Source organism: Paenibacillus sp. N3.4, from assembly GCF_008017805.1.
In the GTDB taxonomy this organism is placed as follows: Bacteria; Bacillota; Bacilli; order Paenibacillales; family NBRC-103111; genus Paenibacillus_E.
In genome coordinates this window covers 74,859-100,518 of the sequence record NZ_VRTT01000012.1, presented here as the reverse complement: position 1 = coordinate 100,518, position 25,660 = coordinate 74,859, and the positions used below count along the sequence as shown (strand labels likewise).

At 45.2% G+C, this 25,660-nt stretch carries 21 protein-coding genes and 1 pseudogene; 5 read left to right on the top strand and 17 right to left on the bottom strand.

Annotated elements, in window-relative coordinates; translation table 11 throughout:
* Positions 1–40 precede the first annotated feature (40 nt).
* Both FU659_RS08785 and FU659_RS08780 read right to left on the bottom strand, forming a co-directional pair.
* Positions 41–1,510 (bottom strand): extracellular solute-binding protein, encoded by a 1,470-nt coding sequence (locus tag FU659_RS08785; protein WP_261807700.1) that lies wholly within the window; start codon positions 1,508–1,510, stop codon positions 41–43.
* A gap of 246 nt (positions 1,511–1,756) precedes the next feature.
* On the bottom strand, positions 1,757–3,277 hold the full coding sequence (locus FU659_RS08780; protein ID WP_147947217.1) for an extracellular solute-binding protein: 1,521 nt from the start codon (positions 3,275–3,277) through the stop codon (positions 1,757–1,759).
* A gap of 80 nt (positions 3,278–3,357) precedes the next feature.
* Here FU659_RS08780 and FU659_RS08775 point away from each other — a divergent pair, with 80 nt between their 5' ends.
* Entirely contained in the window at positions 3,358–5,751 is a 2,394-nt protein-coding gene (locus tag FU659_RS08775; protein ID WP_315971288.1) for an AraC family transcriptional regulator, read from the top strand.
* A gap of 73 nt (positions 5,752–5,824) precedes the next feature.
* On the opposite strand, the gene FU659_RS08770 is transcribed toward FU659_RS08775, so the two are convergent.
* Together FU659_RS08770 and FU659_RS08765 are read right to left on the bottom strand one after the other, a co-directional pair.
* The gene (locus FU659_RS08770; RefSeq protein WP_147947216.1) at positions 5,825–6,661 is read right to left on the bottom strand and encodes a sugar phosphate isomerase/epimerase family protein; all 837 of its coding nucleotides are present in this window, start codon (positions 6,659–6,661) and stop codon (positions 5,825–5,827) included.
* A gap of 15 nt (positions 6,662–6,676) precedes the next feature.
* Positions 6,677–7,753 carry a Gfo/Idh/MocA family protein gene (locus FU659_RS08765; protein ID WP_147947215.1) on the bottom strand — a complete coding sequence of 359 codons (1,077 nt, stop codon included), beginning with the start codon at positions 7,751–7,753 and terminating at the stop codon, positions 6,677–6,679.
* A 122-nt stretch (positions 7,754–7,875) separates the two neighbouring features.
* On the opposite strand from FU659_RS08765, the gene FU659_RS08760 reads away from it, so the two are divergent.
* On the top strand, positions 7,876–8,760 hold the full coding sequence (locus FU659_RS08760; RefSeq protein ID WP_187274009.1) for an AraC family transcriptional regulator: 885 nt from the start codon (positions 7,876–7,878) through the stop codon (positions 8,758–8,760).
* 573 nt (positions 8,761–9,333) lie between these two features.
* Here FU659_RS08760 and FU659_RS08755 read toward each other — a convergent pair.
* From FU659_RS08755 to FU659_RS08740, 5 genes are all read right to left on the bottom strand, one after another.
* Positions 9,334–10,323 (bottom strand): aldo/keto reductase, encoded by a 990-nt coding sequence (locus FU659_RS08755; protein ID WP_147947213.1) that lies wholly within the window; start codon positions 10,321–10,323, stop codon positions 9,334–9,336.
* Positions 10,324–10,343: 20 nt separating this feature from the next.
* Positions 10,344–10,835, bottom strand: coding sequence for a MarR family winged helix-turn-helix transcriptional regulator (locus tag FU659_RS08750; protein ID WP_147947212.1), 492 nt, complete (start codon positions 10,833–10,835; stop codon positions 10,344–10,346).
* A gap of 101 nt (positions 10,836–10,936) precedes the next feature.
* Positions 10,937–11,290 (bottom strand): oxidoreductase, encoded by a 354-nt coding sequence (locus FU659_RS08745; protein WP_147947211.1) that lies wholly within the window; start codon positions 11,288–11,290, stop codon positions 10,937–10,939.
* A 44-nt stretch (positions 11,291–11,334) separates the two neighbouring features.
* Positions 11,335–11,700, bottom strand: coding sequence for a hypothetical protein (locus FU659_RS36930; protein WP_261807699.1), 366 nt, complete (start codon positions 11,698–11,700; stop codon positions 11,335–11,337).
* Positions 11,701–11,792: 92 nt separating this feature from the next.
* Positions 11,793–13,364, bottom strand: coding sequence for a Na+/H+ antiporter (locus tag FU659_RS08740; protein ID WP_261807704.1), 1,572 nt, complete (start codon positions 13,362–13,364; stop codon positions 11,793–11,795).
* Positions 13,365–13,631: 267 nt separating this feature from the next.
* Here FU659_RS08740 and FU659_RS08735 point away from each other — a divergent pair, with 267 nt between their 5' ends.
* On the top strand, positions 13,632–13,967 hold the full coding sequence (locus FU659_RS08735) for a DUF5658 family protein (RefSeq protein ID WP_147947210.1): 336 nt from the start codon (positions 13,632–13,634) through the stop codon (positions 13,965–13,967).
* Here the strand turns inward: FU659_RS08735 and FU659_RS08730 are convergent.
* The 4 genes from FU659_RS08730 to FU659_RS08715 all read right to left on the bottom strand — a co-directional run bounded on the left by FU659_RS08730 (position 13,946) and on the right by FU659_RS08715 (position 18,873).
* Positions 13,946–14,149, bottom strand: a complete 204-nt coding sequence (locus FU659_RS08730; RefSeq protein WP_147947209.1) for a hypothetical protein — start codon at positions 14,147–14,149, stop codon at positions 13,946–13,948. The genes FU659_RS08735 and FU659_RS08730 overlap by 22 nt on opposite strands.
* A 108-nt stretch (positions 14,150–14,257) precedes the next feature.
* A complete protein-coding gene (locus FU659_RS08725) occupies positions 14,258–17,209 on the bottom strand; it encodes a hybrid sensor histidine kinase/response regulator (RefSeq protein WP_147947208.1) in 2,952 nt (983 codons plus the stop codon).
* Between the two features lie 387 nt (positions 17,210–17,596).
* On the bottom strand, positions 17,597–18,124 hold the full coding sequence (locus FU659_RS08720) for an EAL domain-containing protein (protein ID WP_187274008.1): 528 nt from the start codon (positions 18,122–18,124) through the stop codon (positions 17,597–17,599).
* Entirely contained in the window at positions 18,091–18,873 is a 783-nt protein-coding gene (locus tag FU659_RS08715; protein WP_147947206.1) for an EAL domain-containing protein, read from the bottom strand. The genes FU659_RS08720 and FU659_RS08715 overlap by 34 nt, the downstream gene beginning before the upstream one ends.
* Before the next feature lie 379 nt (positions 18,874–19,252).
* Between FU659_RS08715 and FU659_RS08710 the strand changes: the two genes are divergently transcribed.
* Positions 19,253–19,954, top strand: a complete 702-nt coding sequence (locus tag FU659_RS08710) for a response regulator transcription factor (RefSeq protein ID WP_147947205.1) — start codon at positions 19,253–19,255, stop codon at positions 19,952–19,954.
* A gap of 282 nt (positions 19,955–20,236) precedes the next feature.
* Positions 20,237–21,067: a Ppx/GppA phosphatase family protein gene (locus tag FU659_RS08705; RefSeq protein WP_147947204.1), complete on the top strand. Its 831-nt coding sequence runs from the start codon at positions 20,237–20,239 to the stop codon at positions 21,065–21,067.
* Between the two features lie 27 nt (positions 21,068–21,094).
* On the opposite strand, the gene FU659_RS39315 is transcribed toward FU659_RS08705, so the two are convergent.
* From FU659_RS39315 to FU659_RS08690, 4 genes and pseudogenes are all read right to left on the bottom strand, one after another.
* Entirely contained in the window at positions 21,095–21,241 is a 147-nt protein-coding gene (locus FU659_RS39315; protein WP_315971287.1) for a winged helix-turn-helix domain-containing protein, read from the bottom strand.
* Entirely contained in the window at positions 21,202–21,789 is a 588-nt protein-coding gene (locus FU659_RS08700; RefSeq protein ID WP_315971286.1) for a response regulator, read from the bottom strand. The genes FU659_RS39315 and FU659_RS08700 overlap by 40 nt, the downstream gene beginning before the upstream one ends.
* Positions 21,755–23,317, bottom strand: a complete 1,563-nt coding sequence (locus FU659_RS08695; RefSeq protein WP_261807698.1) for a DUF4118 domain-containing protein — start codon at positions 23,315–23,317, stop codon at positions 21,755–21,757. Before FU659_RS08695 ends, FU659_RS08700 begins: the two co-directional genes overlap by 35 nt.
* A 4-nt stretch (positions 23,318–23,321) precedes the next feature.
* Positions 23,322–25,621, bottom strand: a pseudogene (locus FU659_RS08690) (histidine kinase).
* Between the last annotated feature and the right edge of the window lie 39 nt (positions 25,622–25,660).

Below are 25,660 nucleotides of genomic sequence, written 5' to 3'. Positions count from 1 at the left end.
ACAGCAGCCTTTTTTGCTTTGCATAAGCGTTACTAGCCTATTATTTTTTATTCGCAGCGTTGTACTCTTCAATAATTTTGTTACCGCCACGATTTTTCCAGTCCTCAATCGCCTTTTCAAAGCCAGCTTTATCAATGCTGCCGTAGATATATTTATTCGTTGCGTCCTTAATCACCTCTTGAAGCTGAGCACCCTTCTCTAGGTAAGTTTTGGAATCCAGAGCTGCGACCGGATCCTGTATAGCAAACTTCAGATTGGCAATCTTCAGTTCATCCGCTTTGCCTGACGCAGGGATGGTTGGTATACCCAAATATCTGCCTGAAGTATCTTCATCACCGATAGCCAAATCCGTGAAAGCCTTCACTTCGCGTGTCCATTTGTCTTCGTCCAATTTCTTCGCTTTATTGTCGATTACACTGTAGTTGGCATCTTTAATTCCCCAGTTTACCAAGTTAGCAACTTCAGGCGTCATCATTTTGTCAAAGAATGCCAATACTTTCTTTAATTCCGCTTCTGTTTTAATCGCAGATTTCGGGAATACGGCCACGTTTGCAAAGCCTGGAAGCGCCCATGCCGCGAATTTACCGTTTGGTCCTGCCACCATACTATGAACATCCACGACAGCAGTAGGCACATTTTTAATTAAATCTTTGTTCAGTGTCGAGACATCTGTCATTGCACCGATATACATACCTGCTGTCCCATTGGTGAATAACTTTTGTTGATCTGTTTTACTTGTGGCAGCGAAATCCTTATTGATTACGCCGTTGTCACGCATTTTCTTGAAATAATCCATCGTCGCTATATATTCAGGGAAGGTAAACTCCGGCTGCAGCTTGCCGTCTTTAACCCCCCAATTGTTCGGAACCCCTGACCAAGCAGCAACGGTTTTGAAGGCGCCGTAGACCAAATCGTTACGATCTGTTAAGCCAATCGTATCTTTTTTGCCATTACCGTCAGGATCATTCTCCGTGAAAGCTTTCATCATGGCATACAGCTCATCCAAATTCGTTGGAGCCTTCAGTCCCAGCTTATCCGCCCAATCCTTTCGATAGATAAGACCTTGACGCGCGATATCTACACCGCGATAAAGCGTGTATAGCTTGCCATCCACTTTTGTATTATCGTTTGTTGTCGATTTCAACTTGCTCAGGTTCGGGAATTCCTTCAAATAAGGTCCGATTTCCCAAAATTGTCCGTCGCGAATCGCCGATTTCATTTGAATAAAGGTCGCTTGATTTTTCAGGTAAGTAACCTGAGGCAGAGCGCCCGTAGCAAAAGTTGTGTTCAGCTTTTCTTCATACGTATCCGCCGGGAAAAATTGATACGTCAGCTTCGTATTCGTTAATTTTTCCAGTTCTTTAATTATCGTATCTGGCGGTGTATCCGCTGTATTCAGTGGAGCCATGATTGTGATGGCTGTAGGTGTGTTGTCGGCCGTTGCCTTAGGTGCGGTAGCATTGGTCGCTGCAGGAGCAGCCGTTTTGCCTCCGTCTGAGCAAGCTGCCAACGCGAAACTGGATACAAGCAGAATGCTAAGGGGGATCGAGACTAACTTCTCTTCATAATTTATAGACCTCCACTAATTGTTTTGTGCTGCTACATCCCCTACACTACACACTTTCCATTAGGTACCGAAACAATCATTTGCTCATTTTGGCCATGGCAGACAATAGATATGAGATGATGATTATCGAGCCAGACATGATTATCCACAAATAAAAAACCGCCTCGCATTAGCGCAGGCGGTTTCCCCTCAACTTCGTTTTCCATAAGCTTCGTTATACTCTTTAATAATCTGACTGCCTCCGTTTCGCTTCCAACGCTCAATCTCCAACTCGAACGCAGCTTTGTCCAATTTACCTAAGATGTAATTGTACGTAGCGTCGGATACAATTTTGTACAATTCTACGCCTCGCTCATCGTAAGTCTTCGATTCTAAGCCAAGCGTTGGGTCCTTGATCACGTATTTCTCATTCTCTGCACTAAGGTTATCGGCCAGTTTGGCTAAGGTCTCGTTCTCTGATAACGGCAGCACATTCGGATTGTTAAGATCAGCAATCATCAGCGAGTACAACGCATTAACTTCATTTACACGAATTTTAGAAGTCTCCTCCGATAACTGAACCATATCACCACTCGTCATGTAATGCCTTCCCTTCAACCCATACTTCATTAAGTTGGCTACATCTTTATCCATCGACCGATCAAAAAACTGAAGCACCTGCTTCAATTCCTCCTCCGTACGAATCGCTTTCTTGGAAAATAAATAGAGCGCGCTATAGCTGGGAATCGACCAGGTATGGATCCCCCTCGGGCCTTCGATACGATTGACAAGCGTAAATCTGGCCTGAGGATTAGCAAGCTGCGCTTCATCCGAAAGCCGTTGTACATCCTGCATACTGCCGATATACACTCCCGCAATACCACGAATAAGCTTGTCTCGCTGCACCTCTTTGCTAGTCACGGCAAAGTCAGAATTGATTAGTTTCTCATCATACAGCTTTTTCATATAATTCATGGTGTCTATATAGGCTGGCGTTTCAAATTCAGGAACTAGCTGCCCATCTGCCAAACCCCAGTTATTCGGTACTCCAAAATAAGAACCTATCGTCTTGAATGCACCAAAAACCAAATCATTTCGATCCGTCAAGCCAACCGTATCATCCTTGCCATTGCCATCCGGATCACCGGTCGTAAATGCCTTCAACACTTGATAAAACTCATCCAGGTTCGTTGGCTTAGCTAGCTTCAACTTGTCTAGCCAGTCCTCACGAATAATAATACCTTGACGTGCAGACGGCCTTTCTGTGTACAGGCCATATAGTTTACCATCCACAGTTGTCTGACCTAAAATTTCCTTGTTCAGCTGCTTGAGATTCGGATAGGCGGATAGGTAAGGTCCAATATCCCAGAAGGCACCGGAACGAATCGAATTTTTCATCAGCATAAAGTCGGTATATCTCACATAGGTTGCCTTTTTCAAAGAGTTCGTTGTCAGAGCGGTATTCATTTTATCTGTATAAATACCATCCGGAACCCAATTGATATCCAGCTTAGTTTTCGTTCGGTTCTCGATCTCCTGAACCAGTTCAGGAATAGGCGGGTGCGGAAAATGAAGCGGTACCATGATTGAAATCGTAGGACGATTATCATTCACTGGAGCCGCCATTTTCACGCTATTGTTCTCACAAGCACTAAGCCATACGACTAGTAACAATCCGATCATCAGATGACGTAGACCTTTCAATGTTGGTCTAGATCCCTTGTTTTTCATATGCTGTCCCCCTTGCAGTAATAACGTTTTATAGACATAATCTAATAAAATGATTATCCGTCACACAGATGATTATTGCTATGAACCGAAGTCTTGACTACAATACAAAGATAGTCAGAATCACCATCCTAGAGACAGATAAGGTGTTGGATGCGATGCGTTCTTTAAGTTTTCTTAGCAAAATGACAATATTCGGGTTCTTGCTTAGCACGCTTCCGGTTATTTTTATCGGTGCTTTTGCTTTTGTAACCTCTTCCAACGAAATACAAAAAAATGTGAACGAAGGCAAAATGAAGCTGATCACTCAAATCAACTCCAATGTAGAGCAGAAATTAACAACTGTCAACCACACGCTCAACCAGGTCATCAACTCGACCGTGCTCAAAAAAGCGATGGATATGCCTTTAACTGTAACCGATTTCATGATGTATGATGACCTGCGCAGCGAAATTCGCTATATGCAATCTTTCGATACCAAGCTTGAAGACGTCATCCTGATTAACGCCCGAGAAAATTGGTTGATCAAAAATTCCGGTCTTTATCGCTATAACAGCTATCCGTTTTACGACAAGCTGACTGAGCTGATGAATACACAAGATAATAGTACATGGACCCTGACTCCCTCCAAGTGGTTCTACACGGAAGAGAATTCGCGAGGTATAGCCTGTGAATACAGCATCTCGCTGGTCAAAAAGCTTCCGACCACCGGTCTGGAAAAATACGGCATGGCTTTAGCTAATATTCCTACCTGCAGCTTGCAGGATTTGATTCAAAGCGAGACTAAGAATCTAGACGATATATTAATCATCGATGAACAGCAGCGGATTCTCATGCACCCCAATTCAAGCCTAATCGGACAACCGCTCACCGATGCTGGCTTACAGGATCTCAAGCAGTTGGCAGCACCGATGGGGCAATTCTCTGCGGACATCTATGATAAACCCTATTCAGTTAGTTTCCTGCGCTCGAATTTAAATGGCTGGACCTACTTATCTTTGACTTCGATCGAAAGCTTAACGAAAGAATCGAGCAAAATCGGTACATTCACAATCTATATATGTGTATTTATGCTGCTCTTGTCTATGCTCCTTGCTTGGCTCATTTCACGCAAAATGTATTCGCCGATCCAACTCCTGTTGAACCAAATCGGAGGGCTTGTAACGGTGAATCAGAAGCGGAAAGCCAACGAGTTTCAACTCATCGGCGAACATGTCCATACGTTGTTCGAATCCAAATCTCAGTTGGAGAAAGAAGTCAGGCAGCATATCGGACAAGTGCGCACCTTCTTCTTGATCAAGGCTTATCAAGGGCATGTTAAGCAAAGCGAACTTGTAGAGAAATTGACGCAATTCGGCTATGGTACACAAATCGAAGAGTGGAAAATGATGTCCGTCATTACCCTGCAAATCGACTCCATCGACAATACCCGTTACGAACGACGAGATATAGAGCTGCTGCTTTTTGCTGTGCATAACATGATCGAGGAGCTGATTTCTTCGCATCAGAGACTCTCACCCATCATCATTGATCAAACGGTTGTCACGCTGATTGGAAGTCCTGACTGCGAGCCTGCCGCATTCCGCAATACGGTATATGCGTTGACGGAGCAGATGCAGCAGCATATTCTCAGCTATTTGAACCTGCAAGTCAGTATTGGGATGAGCCTTCCCATTCAAGCGTTCACCCAGATGTCCATTGCCTATCGAGAAGGACTGGAGGCTTTGAAGCATCGCATTAAATTAGGCGAAGGCATCATTATTCAATATGAAAACATTAACTCCGGCAAACATTATTTGAACTTAAACTATCCGAAGCCGATAGAGCATGAACTTATTGATGCCGTTAAACTAGCCGAAAAGGATAAATCCAAAGAACTGCTCAAGCAGTTGCTGCAAGCTGTCTTCAACGCGCAGCTCACGCCACAGGAGTATCAGATTCCGCTTGCGCGACTATTAAACAACCTGCTTATTGTTATGCAGGAGTCCGGCATTAGTTTGAATCAGATTCATCCAAACAAAGGGTCTCTATTTGAGGAACTCCTGAATCTGCATGTCACAGCTGAAATCGAGGACTGGTTCTGGACGGAAGTCATCCATCCTTTGATCCGTATTTACCGTGATCGTCAAGATGCCCAGTATCATAACATTTCGGAGAAAATCATCGATCTCGTACAGCGATATTACGACACGGACCTTACATTGGAAGAATGCGCCTCCCAACTGCATTATAACGCCAATTATTTAAGCAGTATTTTCCGCAAAGAAACGAATTGCTCGTTTAGTGAATACTTATCGACCTATCGGTTCAATATGGCCAAAAAATGGCTCTCCGAATCCGATATGCCGATCAAGGACATCTCATCCAAGCTGCGGTACAATAACTCGCAGAACTTCATTCGTTCCTTCCGCAAGCAGGAAGGACTGACTCCGGGCCAGTACCGGGATAAGCAGAAAGAAGGTTCTTCGGGATCTTAAGACAAGTGATTCATGGTGATGTAGGCAAAAAAGGCCCGAGAACAATAATGTCCTCGGGCCCTGCTTATGTAGCCTAAATACCCGCTGCTGCGTATACTTTGTCAAAACCCACTTTTGATCGCTGCGCTAAGCGTTCCGGTGATTCTGTCGGTGGCTCAGCCGTCAAAATTTCCTGGGATACAGCACCGCTATAGCCGATCCGCTGCAAGCCTTGCAAGAATCCTGCCAAGTCGATTACGCCTTCGCCTGGATAAAGGCGCCCGTTATCCAACACATCTTCTAGCGGCACATCCGGTGCGTCATTGATATGAACATGAACGATCTGATCAACGCGCAGCTTGTCGATATCTGCTACTGTTAAACCATTCGTGTACCAGTGATACGAATCGAACAGCAAGCCAACGTTGCTCTCACCTATGGCATCGATCCAATCCAGCGTTTCCTCCAGGGTCCAGATAAAAGGATGCTTCCAATGTGTGCGCAAATGATGTGGACCTACGAACTCCAGCCCGAGTCGGATGCCGTATGCGCCTAGAATTTGAGCACATATACGAAGTCTTCGTGTTGCTAAAGCCATGAAATGCGCTGCATTCAAGTCTGTTGAAGGAAGCACGTACGTACAGCAGCTCGTGACTCCAAGAGCGGCGGCAGCCTCCGCGGACTGCGCCAGTTTCACTAACCCATCACGGTAAGCCTCCTCCGTAGTGCGCCATTCCACTGGCAGACTGATAGAACCAATTATGATATTATGCTGGGCAAGCAGTTGACGCGCTCCTTCGATACCATGAGTTTCCACAAGGGAAAGTGCATCTATATCCACAGCTTGGAAGCCGTATTGGGCGGCTAACTCAATCAATTGCTCTTGACTCTCCAGCTTGCCAAGTCCTGCTCCCGATAATCCTCTAAGCATCGTTACTCCTCCAATTTATAGGTCCCAGTTCAATTTCACTTCATTACCCGTACGTGATGATTCATAAATAGCATCCAGTATTAAATTGTTGGTGAATCCGGATAAAGCGGACGTAATCGGCTGTTTGCCTTCGCGAATACAATCCAGGAAGTGAAGACTTAAGCGCAGCCGCTCCCCTTCATCATGCTCAGGCTTTGCAAGATCAGTCTCAATCGCGCGATTGAATTTCTCTGTCAGCAGCTTACCTTTAGCGCCTTTGTAACTTGCGCCGCCCTCAGAGCCCATAAGATGGATGAATGGCGTATTATCCGTGTCCATGTGAACGGCCCAGCTCACTTCCAACGTCAATGTGCTGCCGTCTTCCATACGGATTAGTGCAGTAGCTAAATCTTCAACATCATAAGTACCGTTCCAATTCGGCGTCCCCCAGGTTCCGATTCCTTTCTTGCGCGGGCCGAATTCTGCATAAGTCGCTCCAAAAACGGAGACAGGCTTCGGATTGCCCATTAAATAGAGCGCGAGATCAAGCATATGCACACCAATATCAATTAACGGACCCCCGCCGGATTCATTCATCTTCGTAAACCAAGTTCCCCAACCTGGAATCCCTTTACGGCGGAACCACCCGGCTTTGGCTGTATAAATCTTACCTAACTCGCCGGCTTCGACCTGCTCTTTGATCAGCTGTGGAATAGCTTCCCAACGCATTTGGTGACCGATCATCACCACTTTATCTGATGCTTCGCTGGCCTTCAGAATTTGTTTGGCAGCATCCGCGTTAATGCCCATTGGCTTCTCAATCAGCACATGCTTGCCCGCTTCAATTGCTTGCACGGCAAGCGAAGCATGATATTGATTCGGTACACCGATAATGACAGCATCCACATTCGCGCTTTGAATCAGTTCTTCTGGATTAGCAGCTACGTGGCCAATCCCATGTTCTTGCGCTCGCGCTTCAGCAAGCGGCAGGTAAGCATCGGTAATCGTCGTAATCTCACATAAATTTGCCAATTTTGAAAATTCACCAATATGAACGCCACCAATATTACCTGCTCCAATGATTCCTATTTTAATTTTATTAGTGCTTCCCACGGTTGGGTTCCTCCTCAAGTGTACATCCTGTTCGACCTGCTTTTATGGTAAAATAAATGCCACAAGAAGTCGTACCGTATATTTCGGAAAACGTCCCATTTTTTCGAAGGAGCCTAGCCATTATGACATACTTTCCCGATTATCTGAAAACGTATCCAAATATGCACTCCTCTTTTCCTTTCCATCTCAGCAGGAATAATCTGGAGCATGGTTTTCGCGCACATCGTCACGATTTCTTAGAGTTTTCCTATGTCATTGAAGGACATGGGTCGGAAAACATTAATGATGTTAAACATCCAATGGCGACCGGTACCTTCACCTTCGTTCTTCCCTATCAGGTACATGAGATTTTTACCGATCCCGGACAAACGCTTGTCTTATATAACTGTATGTTTAGTATGGATCTACTGATGGAAACAGGAAACGGTCAGGGACTATCAGAGCTTTTTAACGATATGAACGCTATGCCGGCTTTTGTCCAATTGAAGGGGCAGGAGCAGGAGCAAATGAATGCTCTCATAGAAGATATGTACAAAGAATATTACGGCGACGAACGCTTTAGACAGACACTGCTAAAGTCCAAATTAAAGGAGGTCCTCATTCGTTTCGACCGTAATCGTTGGAAGAATGCTGAACATCATACGGATATGTCCCCGCTTTCTTTAACCAAAGCAAGCTCCTCCGTATGGCCCATCATTCACTATATTCACCGCAATTATCAGGAGGATCTTGCCTTATCTGATCTTGCTTCGCGGTTCAAAATGAGCATGTCCCGCATTAGTGAAGTTATTAAACAAACGACTGGACAAACGTTCGTCCATTTCCTTCATGACCTGCGATTGCGCCATGCTTGCAGCTTGCTGGTTTCCACAGAAATGAGTGTAACGGAGATAGCCCTCGAAGTCGGTTATGGCTCTTACAAGACATTTTCCCGTATTTTCCGTGAAAGCAAAGGGATCGTGCCGAAGGATTACCGAAAAACGGAACATGGCCGCCAAGTTACCTAACAAGAAAAACCTACGCACAACAGGAGCCATTCGAACAATGAAGCAACTCCTTCCTTGTGTTGTCTACGTTAACGAACCGTATGGTGCTTATTAAGGGGAAATTAGCTTCTCCAATCATCTAACGAACTGGAGCGACGTTATGGAGTGAATGATGAGTGAATTAATGCACTTTTACTTGCAATAGCGCGTCTGGAGTTCGTTAAAACGATAACTGTTTGTTTTTTGATCAAATAAGGCTCGCTGAGTTCGTAAGGCGTGCCCGTCAAAAAAGGAGGCTCTCAAACGACGCCCAAACCACTTTTGGCGTTGGATAAAACGCTCAAAGCTGACCCTCTCCCTGCATCATAAACAGGAAAATCTCAGACAGCCGAGATTTTTTCGACACCCGGAGATTCTCCATGAAAAAAGTAACGAGCCATGACCACGTACATCGAAAAAATGTCATCTTAAAAAGGCTAATCCAACATATAAACGCTTACCTAAGCACAAAACCCATAAAAGCCTACAAGCCCACTTATAAAGTGAGCTGTAGCTTTTATGAGTTTTCCTTTGGGTTTTCCCTTGAATCGACGTCTATGTATTCAAATTCAAAACGCGATTAGAAACGTCGCTGAGACTTTGGATCTCGTCTTCGGTCAGCGTAAACTGCATCGCCTTGACGTTTTCCTCAGCATGATGAACTTTGGATGCGCCCGGAATCGCGAATACGGTTTCTCCATGAGCATGAATGAGGTAATTCAGCGCAATTTGAGTCGGCGATGAATCGTAGGTGTACGCCAGCGCTTCAAGCTGGTCGATCAGCGGCTTCGACTTCTGTAGTCCGGAAGCACGGAAGGCTGACGCCCATTTGCGAGGTCCGGTAATCGCTTTGATCAAGTCAGGATTCTTATGAAACTTACCGCTCAATATTCCTTGCTCCAATGGGGAGTAGGCAATAATCGCAATACCAAGCTCTTTGGCAGTTTCCAGAATACCATTGTGCTCGATGCGGCGATCCAACAAGCTATATTTTACTTGGTTGGAAATGAGTCGAAGACCATGTTCCCGCAGGACGCGGTCTGCTTCACGCATTTTTGCAGCTGAAAAATTGCTAACGCCTACGTTCTGGATTTTCCCTTGCTTCACAAGCTGGGCCATCGCCGTCATTTGGCTAGCAACGGAGGAGAAGGAGTAGGGTTGATGAACCTGATGCAAATGAATCGTCCGATTCTCGAGCAAGCGAATTCGTTCTTCAATCGTGCCTGCAATGCTGCTTGCTGTGCGGAAAACCGGCCACCACTTCGTTGCAATATGTGATCCATCCGCCAATGAACCCGATTCGCGAAGCGCAGCCGCAAGCATTTGCTCCGATTGGCCTTTGCCATAGACCTCAGCCGTATCGAACCAGTTGATTCCGCCCTTCAAGCTGGTTTGAACGATGCGCAGCACATCATCCTTTCCCAAAACAGGCCAAAACTTCCCAACCATTCCTTGTCCGTTACTGAATTGCCAGCAACCAAGTCCAAGTGGCGTAAGCTGCAAATTAGAGCTGCCCAGCTTGCGTAGAACAGGTTTACCATCCATGAATATCCATCATTCTCCCTCTACTTTGAGTTCGCGCTAGTCGTGTTGGTTACACTCGAAGTGCTTGTAGACTCCGAACATTGCTGAACCTTGTGCAGCAGCTCCATGACTTGTTCACGGAGTTTGACAGCCTCTTCAGGATCCATATCTACCTGATTGGACAATTGATTCGGGATATCTTGCGCCGTCTCGCGCAAAGCTCTACCCTTATCGGTTAATGTAATGACCACACTGCGTTCATCGCTTCGATCTCGCGTACGTGTTAATAACGCCATGCTCTCCAGCTTTTTTAGCAGCGGTGTTAAGGTGCCTGAATCCAAGTAAAGCCGATTTCCGATCTCGGTCACCGTCACGCTATCCTTTTCCCACAGCGCAAGCATGGTCACATACTGCGTATAGGTGAGGCCGATTTGTTCAAGAATAGGCCGATACAATTTGGTCATCTCACGTGAGCAAGCATAGACGGCGAAGCAGATTTGATTTTCTAATTTAAGCGCATCCTTCGGTTCCATGCTTACCTCGCTTTGTATTTTACATTTGTTTCTATTATATTCTTAAGCCTATAAGAGTACAACGCAAATGAATAAGAACTGCGTAATGAAACAAAGTCGACTTATTGCTTCTCAGCAGCTTCCTCTGCAAACGGAAACCAGCCTGGTGTATGCAAAATGATGTTCCACAGACCATCTGGAACAACCAAAGCCTGCTGAGACTGTTTGGTAAGTACGGTTTGAATGTCGGATAGACGATTATCCGTTACTTTTTGTACCCAGTCCGGTTCCATAATCAATTCACGACCGATCGCAATAAGAGGTACTCCTGGTTGCAGAGCCTTGAGCGCGTCATCAGGAGTTCGGATCGAACCTACATTCATTAGCGGCACCCTGCCGTTAATTTTCTCAACAATCCACTCTACACGTGTACGTGATTCATCGGCACCGCGGCGAGGGCGAGACGCGAAGTCCATTGCTTTCAGCACAAGTCAACTGGGAGGACGTGAGTCCCCCCTAATTAACCAATTTCATCCTGCTCATACAAGGTTGCTTCCCTGTTGCGGATATTGGCTCGGAAGCGAGAGGCGGCTTCCCGTGAGATTTCGCCCTGCTCATACAAGCCTTGAACAGCTTCTCTTTCTGCTTGCACCGCTACCCAATGAAGCTCTCTTCGGCTTTCGTCGAAGTTAGGATCCCGACGCTTTGTGACTAATTTAAATTTCCTCAGCCTGTCCAGCATTTGATCATAATAGGAAATGACACCCTCTGTAGCGGCATCACCTTTAGGGGAGCATCGCTTCGTAAGCTCTTCTACAACGGCATGACTGCATTGTATTTTCAAATTTCGTAATTCCGTAATATCCTGTTCCGAGAATCGTGCCATGGTATTCGTCCCATTGGAAAACAGATGCATCTTTAGTCGGCGCCAGAGGGTTTTTACCACAACTTTTCCGAGATCAAGTTTATTAGCCAAAATCAGTTCAACCTGCTCCAGCATTTGAAATAATAATCAGCAGTTTGATTATTGATTTGCCCTGATTCCAAACGATCTCGGACATATTTGCGTTCGATCCCCAGCGCCAGAATGCGCATCCCCGCCTCTTCCTCGCGTGAACGCGGCAAACGTCTCACGTTGTTGTCTTTCAGCTCCAATTGCTGCATTAACCTTCTGTAATCACCAATAACCGAATCAACCGCTGCTTCATTCTCCTCATTGCTCTTCTGATGAAGCGCTCGAATCGCCGAACTCATAATTCGGACTTGCCATTCACGCTCCATACGCTCTATTTCATCCTTATCATCTGTATTTTTCTTTTTTGCCAAAAGCGGCAGAACGATGCTTGCCGTAAGCAAGGATAATAGAATAACGAGAGCAGCCAAGAAGATGATCAAATCTCTTTGCGGAAAAAGATCCCCGCTTTGCAAAAACAGCGGAATCGAGAAAGCACCGGCCAGCGTGACCGCACCGCGAACACCTGATACGGAGGTGAGAACGAGAATTTTGATACTTGGCACATCTTGGCTCTTTTTGCCGAGCCATTGCCCACTTCTGGCAAACATCAGTGTCCATAAAAAGCGAAGGACGAGCAGCAGGACAAAAATGATAAGGGCGTAGCCAATAACCCTATAATTGTTAAATAAGGGGTCATCCAGAATAACTTGCGATACTTTCGGAATCTGCAGTCCCAGAATGACAAAAACCAATCCATTTAAAATAAACAGGATGACCGACCAAGTATTATTCGATACAGTTTTCAGATTAGGCATCGCATAGTCCATCCGCTCGTTTTCAAAAGCGTGCACAAGTCCTCCAGCTACAGCGGCTAAGATTCCCGACACCCCCAACTTCTCCGCAATGATATACAACAGAAAAGGTGTCAAAATTTGCAGGAGCATATGCATCGTCTCATCTTCGAGACCCGCTCGGCGCAGAAGGTGACGAATCCCGGCAATGATAAAGGCCAGCATCGCTCCGACCAGAAGCCCTCCGACTGCTATGACGATGAAGCTGAAGCTTGCCTTAGGCAGCGAGAACACACCCGTGACCGCGGCAGCCATGGCGAACTTAAAAGCAACCAGCCCCGATGCGTCATTCATCAGAGCTTCTCCTTCCAGCAGTCGCATTAAGCTTTTTGGCAAATGAATTCTGCCTGCTAACGCGCTTACGGCCACTGCATCGGTTGGAGACAAGATAGCTGCAAGCCCAAAGGCGGCAGGAAGCGAAATAGACGGAATCATCCAATGAATCGTGTAGCCAACGACACATACTGTCACGAATACAAGACCAACCGCCAATAATAAAATAGGCGCTCTTAGCCTCCATAGCTCGTTGCGGGATGTATGTTTACCATCGTTATACAGCAGTGGAGCGATGAATAAGATGAAAAATAACTCTGGCTCTAGCTCCAGATGAATGCCTAATGGAACGAGGGCAAGGCAAGCCCCTAATGCAATCTGAATGAGTGGCACCGGAATGAAGGGGACAAATCTGTTAACAACGTTCGAGACACCGATTAAGACAAGTGAAATAAGCACAATAATAAACACTTCCAAGTACATACACCCCTCATGTCAATGACAATCTTTTCTTTATTATAATTCAAACGTTCCCCAAAATAAAAAAGCCCCCTGGACACAGATTAAGTCCTGAGAACAGCGTGGCTTTAATCTTATAGTACCCATTTATACCATTTTCTTGCCTAATTTGATGTTTTCAACAGGTAAACAGTTGCTTTAATTTGATACATTATGTATCATTTAATTAAAAGCAACTATCCCCTCTCTCGTTGGAATTGAAAGTGAGGAATATCATGAATGAAAGCCATCAGCCCTTTATTTCTGAGCAAAGCTCTTATTAGTCTGCTGATTCTATGTCTTGGGGATGCGATATTCACAGACGTTGGTCTGCATTTGCATCTTATTGAAGAAATGAACCCTCTTATTCGGCACATCTACGAGTGGAATACCGGAGGGTATTACGCTGTGAAGCTGGCACTTCCCTTGTTGCTTATGATCCTATATCCGAGAATCCGCACCCGTCTATGGGTCAAGCCGTGTCTCGCTCTGACTGTTTTGCTCTATGGCGCCGTGAATGTGTATCATCTCATTTGGCTATCGTATGGATGGACCTACATCGCCAAAATCCTCTGAGGATTCTGATACCACTTTGGATATTGACTGTTCCGCTTAGCGGTTTGAAACCCTTGCACAATATCCCCATGACGTATCACATCATTAAAAGCAGTTCTGTCAGCTGCCATATCCGGCTCGGTTCGTCTTTCAGTCGTATGCAAGGTTTTGTCCTCAAACGGATTATACGATGAATTTGCCATGCGATAACCTCCTTATTTTTCATACAACTTGCAATTAAACGTTGTGTAATGGAATAAGTTGCGCGCGGAGCAATCCAACCTCCTGCCAATAGCTCTTCTCTGTGCAGCTTAGAACGACATCGAGCGTAAAATCCTATCAATTTCACTTTGAATACGGATAAGTTGCTCATTATGCAAGTCATGCTGCGTATCGCTTCCTAACTCCTCTTCTAAGACACGGACAGCCGCGAGCAATGATTGTGCGTAAAAATTCGCCGCGATTCCTTTCAGCGTATGAACCATGCGGCGGACAATAACCATATCCTGCTTTTCGATGAGTGATGCCGCTAACTTAGCAAACTCCCCATAATCCAGCTTAAATTTCACCATCATATATTGGAAAATGTGAATTTTACCATCGATATTTTGCAATACCTTTCGTGTGTCTAGACCCTCTATTTCATAGAACAGGTTTAAATCCTTCCACTTCGCTATCATATCGGAAAGCTGTTTCTCGTCAACGGGTTTAATTAGAATATCATTTAGACCAAGCTTGAGTGCCTCGGCTTGATCTTGCATCAGGACATTGGCCGTAAGCGCTATGATCGGGATGCTGTTCATGGATTTATGCTGCCTTAACTTCTTTGTCGTTTCATAGCCATCCATTACCGGCATATGAAGATCCATGAAGATAAGCTCCCAAGGATGCTGGTTATAAACTTCCAGAACTTCACACCCATTTTGGGCGATAATCGGTTGGTAACCCAGACGTTCAAGAAGACTAGTAATGACAAGCTGATTAATGTCATTATCCTCAGCCACCAGTACGTACCCCAAGCTCCCAGATGGAACAGTTGGCTTCATCGACGATGTGATCTCCATCTCTACCGCTTCCGTTAGCCCTTGAGCATCCTGCTGCAGGGCTTGAATAGCATGCTGTAAAGTCAATCTACTGATCGGTTTCGTCAGCACGACGTCCGCTCTTAGTTCCTTTGGAAACTGGAGAGCTTCTTCCCTGCATGCAAGGGTTGTAAACGCAATCACTTTAGTAAATGTGCGGTCTAACGAACTCATTAAACGATTCCATGAGGGAAGCTCATTTATTTGTTCCATTTGCATATCCAGAAACACGTAATTAGGTCCCGCTATGTTCTCTGACTCAGACTGGCTTTCAATCCTGCTAAATAATTGCGATAAGGAGGAAACCATATCTACTTGCAGCCCAAAGGAGCTAAGCAGTTCCATTAAATGCTGACCTACAACTGGATGGTCTTCCACTAAGAGAGCACGATTGTTCCCTTGCAGCAGTCTTAAAACATCAGGCGATGGATGTGTTTCTTGCCCTACTAGCCCAACACGCCCAAACATTAAACTGAAATAAAAGCGGGTTCCTTGGCCAAGCGTACTATCCACTTGCAGATCACCACCCATAGCATGCACCAGGTTCTGACAAATCACTAGCCCTAAACCTGTTCCTCCGTATTTCCGGCTTGTTGATGTATCTGCTTGGGTAAAAGGACGGAACAGATGGGACATCTGCTCCTCGGAAATACCGATGCCCGTATCCTCCAGACGAAAGGAAACAACAACCCCCTCATCCACATACTCCTCAAGCTGAACCTTGATTAGAAAGTATCCTTGTTCAGTAAACTTAATCGCATTATTTGCCAAATTAATGAGCACTTGCTCTAAGCGGAATGGATCCCCATTCACCAAAGTCGGTAAATCCTCTGATGTATCTAACATGATATCCAATTGCTTCCTACCCACACTCACACTAGCCAGATCGGCCACTCTTTGGAGTGATGATGCCAGAGAAAAATCCACGTTCTCCATGACAATTTTATCCGCTTCAATTTTCGAAAAATCCAGAATATCGTTAATGGTCGCCAGTAGGATCGTGGAGGAGGAGCCAATTTTGTTCAAATATTCCTTCTGGGTTTCTGTCACATCTGTTCTTTGCAGCAGCGAGGTTAACCCGATGATTCCGTTTAAAGGTGTCCGTATTTCATGGCTCATTCGGGCAAGAAACTGGCTTTTGGCCCTGTTGGCTTCATCGGCTTCCTTTCGTTTTTTGATATCTGTGATATCGTGTATCGTCCCAGTTACACCTGTAATATCCGTCTTCTCTTCATTAAAAAGCGGGGAAAGCGTGACATTATACACATGATCGCTACCCTCGGGCGACTGCAAATTCAGCTCAAACTTCTGCGTCTTCTGCCTGTTGATCGTTAGACCGAAAGCCTCCTGCCAGCTCTCGGGCTCCTCCAGCCAGACCACATCCGTGAAGCGGCGTCCCCTTACCTGCTCAAACGTCAGCTGATACGTCCGACAAAATTTCTGATTCGCTGAGGAAATGCTGCCGTCCAACCGAAATCTGAAGATGAAGTCTTCCGAGTTTTCCACAAGCGTCCGATATTGTTCGTCCCGTACTCTTGCTTTGGATTGAGCTGCTATATGCTCCGTCATGTCCAAAACAGAGCCGATAACTTCATTAACAGAACCATATTTATAAATAGGCTGAAGAGTCACATGCAAACTGCGTCCGGTAAAATCGGATTCATAAGTGACACGTTCCCCCTCCCAAGCCTTATCATAATGCTGCTGAAGAAGCTCCGCATGCTGCTTACTGATTACCGTGATTTCGTTCATAGATTTGCCTATGAATTGACTAGGTCTAAGTCCCAGCTCATGCAACAATTGTCCTTCAATTAAGATGTACGTATACTGATCGCGATATTTATGGAGTTTAAAAGTAAACCCCGGCTGCAAACGCAGCATATCGATCATTTCTCGCTCTACCTGATGAATCTTCTGCTTGTACTCGCGATTTCGAACCAAGTAACGAAGAAAACACGCTATAAAAAAGACACAAATCGATTGATAACCGATATACTTCCATATAACAGACAAGGATGTGCCGTAAATAAGCCAAATCATCGAATAATAAAATATAAAGAAAAACGCTTCCCCATAGAGCCATTTCAGCCAATATGAGCGCGTTTTTGAAAATATGATACCGGTTCCCGATATCGCCACCAGTCCAATCAAGAGTTGTGGAATCTGAACGGAACCTTCCATGATGAATCGTCCGACCCATAAGAATATGAACGTTATGGATAACGAAATAAAGCCTCCCAGATAGGCAGAAAGCAGCAAGGCTACTCCACGAAGTTTAGGCTTACATGTTCCTCAATCTGGACGCTAAATTGCAATAAAAGAATGACAAGAGCGCCATGTGAAAGACCGACATAGATTCTGTATAACCAAGTGGGCTTCTGGTCTAATCGAGTTATAATGAAAAATTGCTCAACAAATAACACAAATACCGTAATGATTGTAAAATTCGTTATTAAATCACGCAGCAGATGAACCACCAGCCTACATTCGACTTTTTGTGCAGGGTTACAACTGTATCTTACGATGTACATATAGAAAAGTCACTACTCGATTTGGTTCTTAGGTTTGTTATTTCACTGCAACTAAATGCAGCATCTCCTCGACGCGCTTAGCCTCAACCGGAGGACTGAAGAAATAGCCTTGGACGAATCGGCAGCCACACTCACGGAGCACTTGAAGCTCTTCCTCCGTTTCTACACCTTCCGCTACAACAAGTAAATTTAAATTGTTAGCCATCGCAATCATCGTATTCACTATAGCGGCATTCACCTGACGATGCTTCAAGCCTTTGATAAAAGATTGATCGATTTTCATCTTATCAATAGGGAAATCTTTTAGGTAGCCTAATGAGCTGTACCCCGTTCCGAAATCGTCCATCGCTACGCGTACCCCTAGCTTCTTCAGTTGATTCAGTGCGTCGGATGCAATTTGAACGTCCATACTCATACTTTCGGTAATTTCCAGCTCCAAATATTGCGGATGCAGTCCTACGTCTTCCAATATCTGCTGAATCATCCGGCTAAGCCCTCGATCATTAAACTGCCGTCTGGATAAATTGACAGCTACAAACAATCTCGCAGTCCAGCCTCTTGCCACTTCATATTCTGCCTGCATGCTTCGTTCAATACCCACTCACCAATGTTATGTATGAGTCCTGATTCTTCGGCAATGGGAATGAACTCCGAAGGCGCTACATGACCAAGATAAGGGCTTTTCCAACGTATTAGGCTCTCCAGACCTACAATTTGATTCGTATAAACATCAACCACTGGCTGATAAACAAGATGAAATTCACCATTCTTAATGCCTTTGCGTAAATGAAACTCGATTTCCATCCGCTTTTGAAACAATTCAGGTCTATCCTGATAAGATGTATCAAGCAACCTATCATTTCTGTACAGAGCATGAAGTGTCACTTCATGTTTGCCTTGAAGCCCTGTCTGAACAGCAAGCTGACAGCGCTCCAAAAAATAAGACACCATTGCCTCACGATTAGACCCTTGAAAAAGAACTTCCTTATGAAAATAATCGGCAGCACCTATGCGCATAGCTTGAATCGTCTGCATCGATCCTTCGGGAGTGTGCGTACCAAGCACGATGACAGGAACAGGATTATGATTCATGATCTTTTGAAGTGCGATAAGTCCCTTTGAATCCGGCATTTCTAAATCAATAATGACCAAATCCGGCTTACATGCCAACATACAGTCCAACAGGGCACATCCATTCTTCACCACGCCTGTTGTAATAAACGCACGATCCTGCTCAAATATAGTTTCTATCCCTTCATCTACTGAACTTGCTCCGTTCACAACCATGACCCCGTACCTGTCTAATAGACCCATTCCATCATAACCACCTTTACCCCTGCATCAAAAAATCAATCACACCAAAAAGTTCCGCATTGATTTATCGATTCCATGGATGCACGGGTTTCGATAAAATTCGAATCCTATTCTGTTTATTCCTCACGTCGTTGTTTACCTGTTCTCCCATTATACTTTCCAGTTATTAGGTTACTTAGTGAAAATCTATTAATACGCCTAGCCCGATTCACTAATATTTTACTAACATTTTAAAAGAAAATATTAGAAAATATATCAATTAAAGCGATTTACTCTTAAATTTCGACACCGTATAATAGAATTATGAGCAAATTGTTAGCATCTCCTCGGTTTGTTGTGCGAGAACCTGATTGGCTATTATGATTTGGGGGAGATAAGCATGGACAAAATTCTATTAATTGAAGACGATGATATCATCGGTGGAATGATCTGTATGTACTTAAAAGAGGAAGGATTCTTCGTTCTAAGAACCCTGAATGGACAGGATGGCCTCGCAGCTTTGCGCGATTTCAACCCGGAGCTTATTCTTCTGGATCTCATTCTTCCTGACTACGATGGCACTGAACTTTGTAATTCGCTGCGTAGAGTGACACAGGTTCCTATTATTATCATTTCTTCCAACTCCGAGGTTAGCGAGAAAATTGAAGCCTTCACCGTAGGCGCGGATGATTATTTAACCAAGCCGTTTAGCATGCATGAAATGAAAGCCCGCATCCAAGCGCTCCTTCGTCGTTTCAAGCAAACCTATTCCACGGAAGGTCTTCCGTCCCCGCTTTTTACGGAAGCTGCGCAGTCGGTTGATTTTGACATTAATCTCGAGAAAAGAATACTTTATGTACGGGGTGAGCCCATTGAGATGACCTTCTCCGAGTTTGAACTTATTCGTTTGTTATATGAACACCCGGAAAGAGTCTACCGCCGTGAAGATCTCATCAATGCCTTGCGTGGCTTCGATTCCTTCATTAACGATCGTGCTATTGATGTCCATATTACAAATCTAAGAAGAAAGATCGAGGTCAATCCAAAAGAACCCAAATATATTCGAACTGTGTGGGGTGTGGGTTATAAATTCGTCTTATAAAACGGACCGTCAGAGGACCAGACTCTGATGGTTTTTTTTGTTTTTATACGAAATACGCCGGTTGCTCCAATGTCGGAAAACGGCGTATTTTGATGAACGATATCGAATGCATGTCATGAACATCTTAATTAGTAAATATTGGTTGACATAGCAAACATTTATACTTTAACATTGATTTTCTGATACCTTCCGAAGACACAAATATTATTATTTTATGCATCATATGGAAATTAAACTTCAAGATAAGAATTCCAAAAATAAACCACAAAAGAGGGATCATTAATGTACAGCAATAAATTAATTTTGGACTTGGGCAGCCATAGCGCCAAAGTATTTCGAAGATGTGACAACCAGATCGAGCAAGTCGATGTAGCCACGTGGGAGCTTCTCGAAAGTGAAGTAAATCTCCCCGATATCGAAGGTAAATTAAAGTACTTACTGTCCACTCAGAGTCCTTTCATCGAGGAGCTAGAGCAGGGGGCCATTGAAGCCATCGGTACAGAAGCAATGCGAAGATCCCCGCTCTTATCTGAACATATGAATGAAGTATGTAATAATTTGCGGATCGCATACAGAACCATCAGCCAAAAAGAAGAGGCGGAACTGCTGATGCGAACGATTGCCGACTCCGATATCCCGGTTGAACTGGATGTGATGAATATTGGCGGCGGAAGCATTCAAATCATCACAAGAACAAGTGAGGTTCCTTATTTTCTTCCTTTCGGAATATCCGATCTGAATCAACAGTTCGGTTTGCTTAAAGCTCCGAACAAAAGACAGGTATCCCTATGTGTCAAATGGGTCACCTCACGCATGCCACCTTCATTGAATACGTTCGCCTATACAGGCGGTGAGAAAACGTTTCTCCGCCACTTCAATATCGAGCTCGAAGAAGATCTTTACTGCCAACGTGGAGACCTCATTGCACTTACTGAACGATTGGCTGGGATGGAGATGACCGCATTAGAGGCGCAATCTCCCTTTGACCCCCATTGGATGCACGGTGCGTTAGCCTCTAATTGTATCGTTCTGGCCGGACTAATTCGATCAGGCGCCAGCCGATTTATGCCTTCCGATCTTAATATCGCGCATGGTTTTCTGAAACAAATTTGAAGAACGTAGTTCCCTTTAATCCGATGCCTATTCTTGATAGGCAAAGCGGTACCCGATCCCCGGCTCTGTCAGAATATAACGAGGGCGGGTTAGATCCTCTTCGATCTTTTTTCTCAGGTGGCCAACATACACCCTCAGATATTGACTATCTGATTCATACTGTTGGCGCCCCATACTTGCTTCAGCAGTTGGCGATGCGTCATCACACGACCGGCATTGAGCGCTAACACCTTTAACAACTCATATTCAGTCGGCGTCAATTTAAGCTTCTCGCCCTGAAGTTCAACCTGACGCCCGGCTAAGTCAATCACTAAATCGCCAAGCTTTAGCACCGGTTCATCTTGTGTCTTCGCCACATGCCGCAAGGCAACCCGCATACGAGCCATAAACTCCCCCATACCGAAGGGTTTGGTCACATAATCATCGGCACCTTGGTCCAAAGCGGCAACCTTGTCTTTCTCTTGATCTTGAGCCGTTAAAATAATGATGGGGACCTGCGACCATTCACGAAGCTTCTGAAGAACCTCCATCCCCGTTAGATCCGGCAGTCCCAAATCCAACACAACAAGATCGGGCCGTATCATCGCAGCCTGCAATAATCCGTCTTGTCCTGTTGATGCTTCAATGGCTTCAAATCCGTGGGCGTTCAACGTAACGCGTAATAATTTGCGTATTTGCGGTTCGTCATCAATAATTAAAATTTTCGCTCCTGAAGCTGTCATTGCCATTACCGTCCTTCTCAGCGAATTGTAAAGGAAAACTCAAAATCATGATCGTTCCCTTACCTTCATTAGGGATTGCCGTAATACGACCGCCATGAGCTTCTACAATACTTTTGCAAATAGCCAAACCGAGTCCTGTTCCCGGTATATGCTTCGTAGCTTCTCCCCGATAAAACTTCTCGAAAACGCGCGCTCTATCGGCTGACGCGATGCCTGTTCCTTCATCTTTAATCCATAGTTCCAGTCTGTCGCCGTCATGCCGCGCTTCAATCGCGATTTCACTTCCCACAGGGGAATACTTAATCGCATTGCTAATAATATTGATCAGCACTTGTTCGATCAGAACGTCGTCCAGTGAAACAGAGGGCAGTTCAGGCGGTATATGTATGGTTACTTTCCGCTGTTGTAAAGCATCCCTCAATTGAACAAGCGCTACACCCACAACATCCTCTATCCCGCACCACTGCCTGTTAAGACGCATCATCCCGCTTTCGATACGAACCATACCTAGCAAATTACCTACCAATCTGTTCATCCGCGTGGCTCCCTCACGAATCGTTAGCAGCAGTTCACGACGGTCTTCAGGGCTAAAAATAGCCTCGCTTTCCAGAAGTCCCGTCACAGAACCAATAATAGCCGCAAGCGGCGTTCGCAACTCATGTGAAAGGGAGTCCAACAGCGCTGTTCGCAGCTTTTCGGATTCTGCCGTCAATTGCGCTACCTTGGCTTCATCCGCAAGCTTTACGCGAGATATGGCAACGGCCACAAGATCCGAGAGCGCTTCGATGATCCGAATCAGCTCGGGCATATCCGCCATACTTCTTTGCCCGACATCAACAACGAATACACCATGCACTTGATGGTCAGTGTCCAATGGAATGTACAAATTGGAAGATTCACGTAATGACTGCGTGCCGCGCCCTGCACTCGTATTATGTTTATAAACCCAAGAGGAGATAGAGAGGTGGGCTTCATCCTTGGCCCAATCAGAATCCTCCTTGGGATATACCTCGATGCGCTGTTCCCCCATAAGATTGGGCAGAACGATAGCGGTTTTGGCATCCAACATTTCTGAAATATGCTGCAACACCTGCTGAAGCAAAGCATCTACATCCGAAATCGCCGTTATCTTGCGGCTTAACGCATATAAGGCTGCTGTGCTTGCTTCTTTTTGCTCGGCTTGGCGAATTTGTCTTCGTAATTTAGAAGCCAAGCTTGCTGTCAGTCCCGCAACGGATAAAAAGACAATAAAGGAGATCAGGTATCGCAAATCCGAAACGGTGAGGCTAAAAACAGGAGGCACAAAAAAGAAATCGAAAATAATCATCCCTAAACCGGCAGCTAGAAAAGAGGGCCCTTTTCCCCATCGAACCGCACTGAAAAGAACCGGAAATAAATAGAGTAAGACAATATTCACCAAATCGAATGCGGAACCAACGACTTTTAGGCAGGCGGTCAATACGACGACAAAAATAATGGTAATCAAATAAGGCATTATGCTTACGAGTTCACTTTTTTTAGTTTCCATATCCTCATTTTACCTGATTTCCTGCCATTTGCCACGAGTCAACATGCGCGACAACAAGCACATCCATTTGTTGGGTAAGCGGCAGCAGCTTCGATGTGACAGCATCTTTCCCGATGATGATTTGGCTGGCTCCTGCTTCTTGAGCCTTTGAAGCAAATACGTGAGCAATCTGATGACGACCTGCTACCTCCTGATAGGAGAACTCACCGCCTAGTCGTATCGTTAGTTTCTCCAAGTTTTCCAATCGCTTCTTCCACTCGTCCGTATCCCCAAGAGCTACACATGTCACGAACCAAGCTGCCTTAAGTCGGTGTGCAATGCGAAATCCGCGTCGGATAAGGCTATCTGCTTGATCACTTTCCGTTACACACACATAAATGACCTCTTTTCTGCGCCAGGGACCGCGAAGTGAGCTCGTTCGTTCCATGGATTCCAATCGTTCATCCACATCATCTGCGATCTCCCGTAAAGCAAGCTCTCGTAAGGCAATGAGATTCCCTGTCTTAAAAAAATGATTCAAGGCCTGATCTACCTTCGTCATGGCATAAATCTTACCTTCGCGCATCCGATGCTGCAAGGCTTGAGGAGAAACATCAATGAGCTGCACTTCGTCTGCTGCGCGCAGAATGCTGTCTGGCACGGTTTCTCTGACCCGAATGCCTGTGATATGCTCTACAGCGTCATTCAAGCTTTCCAAATGCTGCACATTGACTGTGGTAATGACCGATATCCCAGCCTCAAGAATGTCCAGCACATCTTCATAGCGCTTTTTGTGCTTACTTCCAGGCACATTCGAATGCGCAAGCTCATCTACCAAAATGACTTCAGGTCGCTGAAGGATAATCGCTTCTGTGTTCATTTCCTCCAACCTCACGCCTTGGTACACAATCTCTGCGCGCGGTATCACCGTAAGATCACCGATTTGCTCCATCGTTTCTTTTCTCCCATGCGTTTCCAGCAAACCAATCTGTACATCGATTCCCTTTTTCAGCAAATCGTTGCCTTCACGCAGCATCGTGTATGTTTTACCTACGCCTGGCGCAGCCCCAATGTAGACTTTAAACTTGCCGCGTTTAATCTTATCGATTTCCGCTTCCATCTGTTGTTTACTTAATCGTTTATAAGAGTACTGTTCTTTCACCGACTGCATATGGGCAGGCAGAATGCGCTCCCCTTCCTGCGCAGCACGTCTGCGACCAAAAAAACATCTATGTTCTTGGACCTTTTTAGCAGCTCATTCACGATAGAGCCCTGCCAAATAGCCTGCCACTTGGTCTGTTTCGAATGACCGATCACAATTCGTGTGACATGATGAGCGATCGCATAATCAACTAAGGCTGCCGCGATGCAGCGGCGATTCTTGAAAGGCAGCTCCTCGAACTTTCCATTCACTTTATCCACCAGCTTGATGATAGATCTCCGAAAAGCAGACGCTTCTTTCGATAGTTCATTTTTGAATTTGCGCAGCACCACAACAAGAAGATCTCCATTCAATCGCTTGGCAATCTGTTGTCCCCTGCGCACATAAATGGAGCCGTTCCAATGATATTGCGTAGAAACGAGAATGCGTTCCGTCGCCCCGGATGGACCTATAAATCCCATTTTTTCGCGATGAGCTTCCAGTGAGCCGTTCACATCTTCTGCAACCAGTCGAAGAGCCAACTCTCTAAGAACGCCTAAATTCCCTCTTTTAAATAAAGCGGAATCTTTATTGCCTTTCAAATGCCCTTCTTCCAGTCGATTTAAAAGCGTTTCCGGCGTCACATCGATCAGCCTTACCTCATCAGCTAGTTCCAACGTATCCGACGGTACAAATGAGCTTACCTCAATTCCCGTCAGCTTATGCGCCATCGTCATGGCTTCTTCCAATTCATAAACATTCACTGTGGTGATCACACTAATATTATGAGCTAGTAAATATTTAATATCATCCAGCCTGGAGCGGAAGCGCGCATCCGAGCGATTGAGGTGCGCTAAACCATCTACAAGGACGACTTCAGGGTTTCTCGCCAATAAAGCATCTACATTCAAATCTTTCTGCTCGATGCCGTCTTTCATCCAATGGAGACTTGGCACTCTTTCCAAATCCCCCAATTGTTCCACCGTTTCCGGTCGTTGTAGAGTCGAGACTGCACAAATGACCACGTCGATGCCTTGCTGCTTCAACGTATGTCCTTCACGCAGCATATGATACGTTTTGCCTGACCCGCTCACGGCACCGATATATATTTTCAAGCTGCCTCTATGCAGTTTGGAGATAGACAATAAAATTTCTTCCGGCGTTTTTCTGTGAAATCCCTCCATGAGCATCTTACTCCTTTCCCTAATGCAGTGACGCAGAAA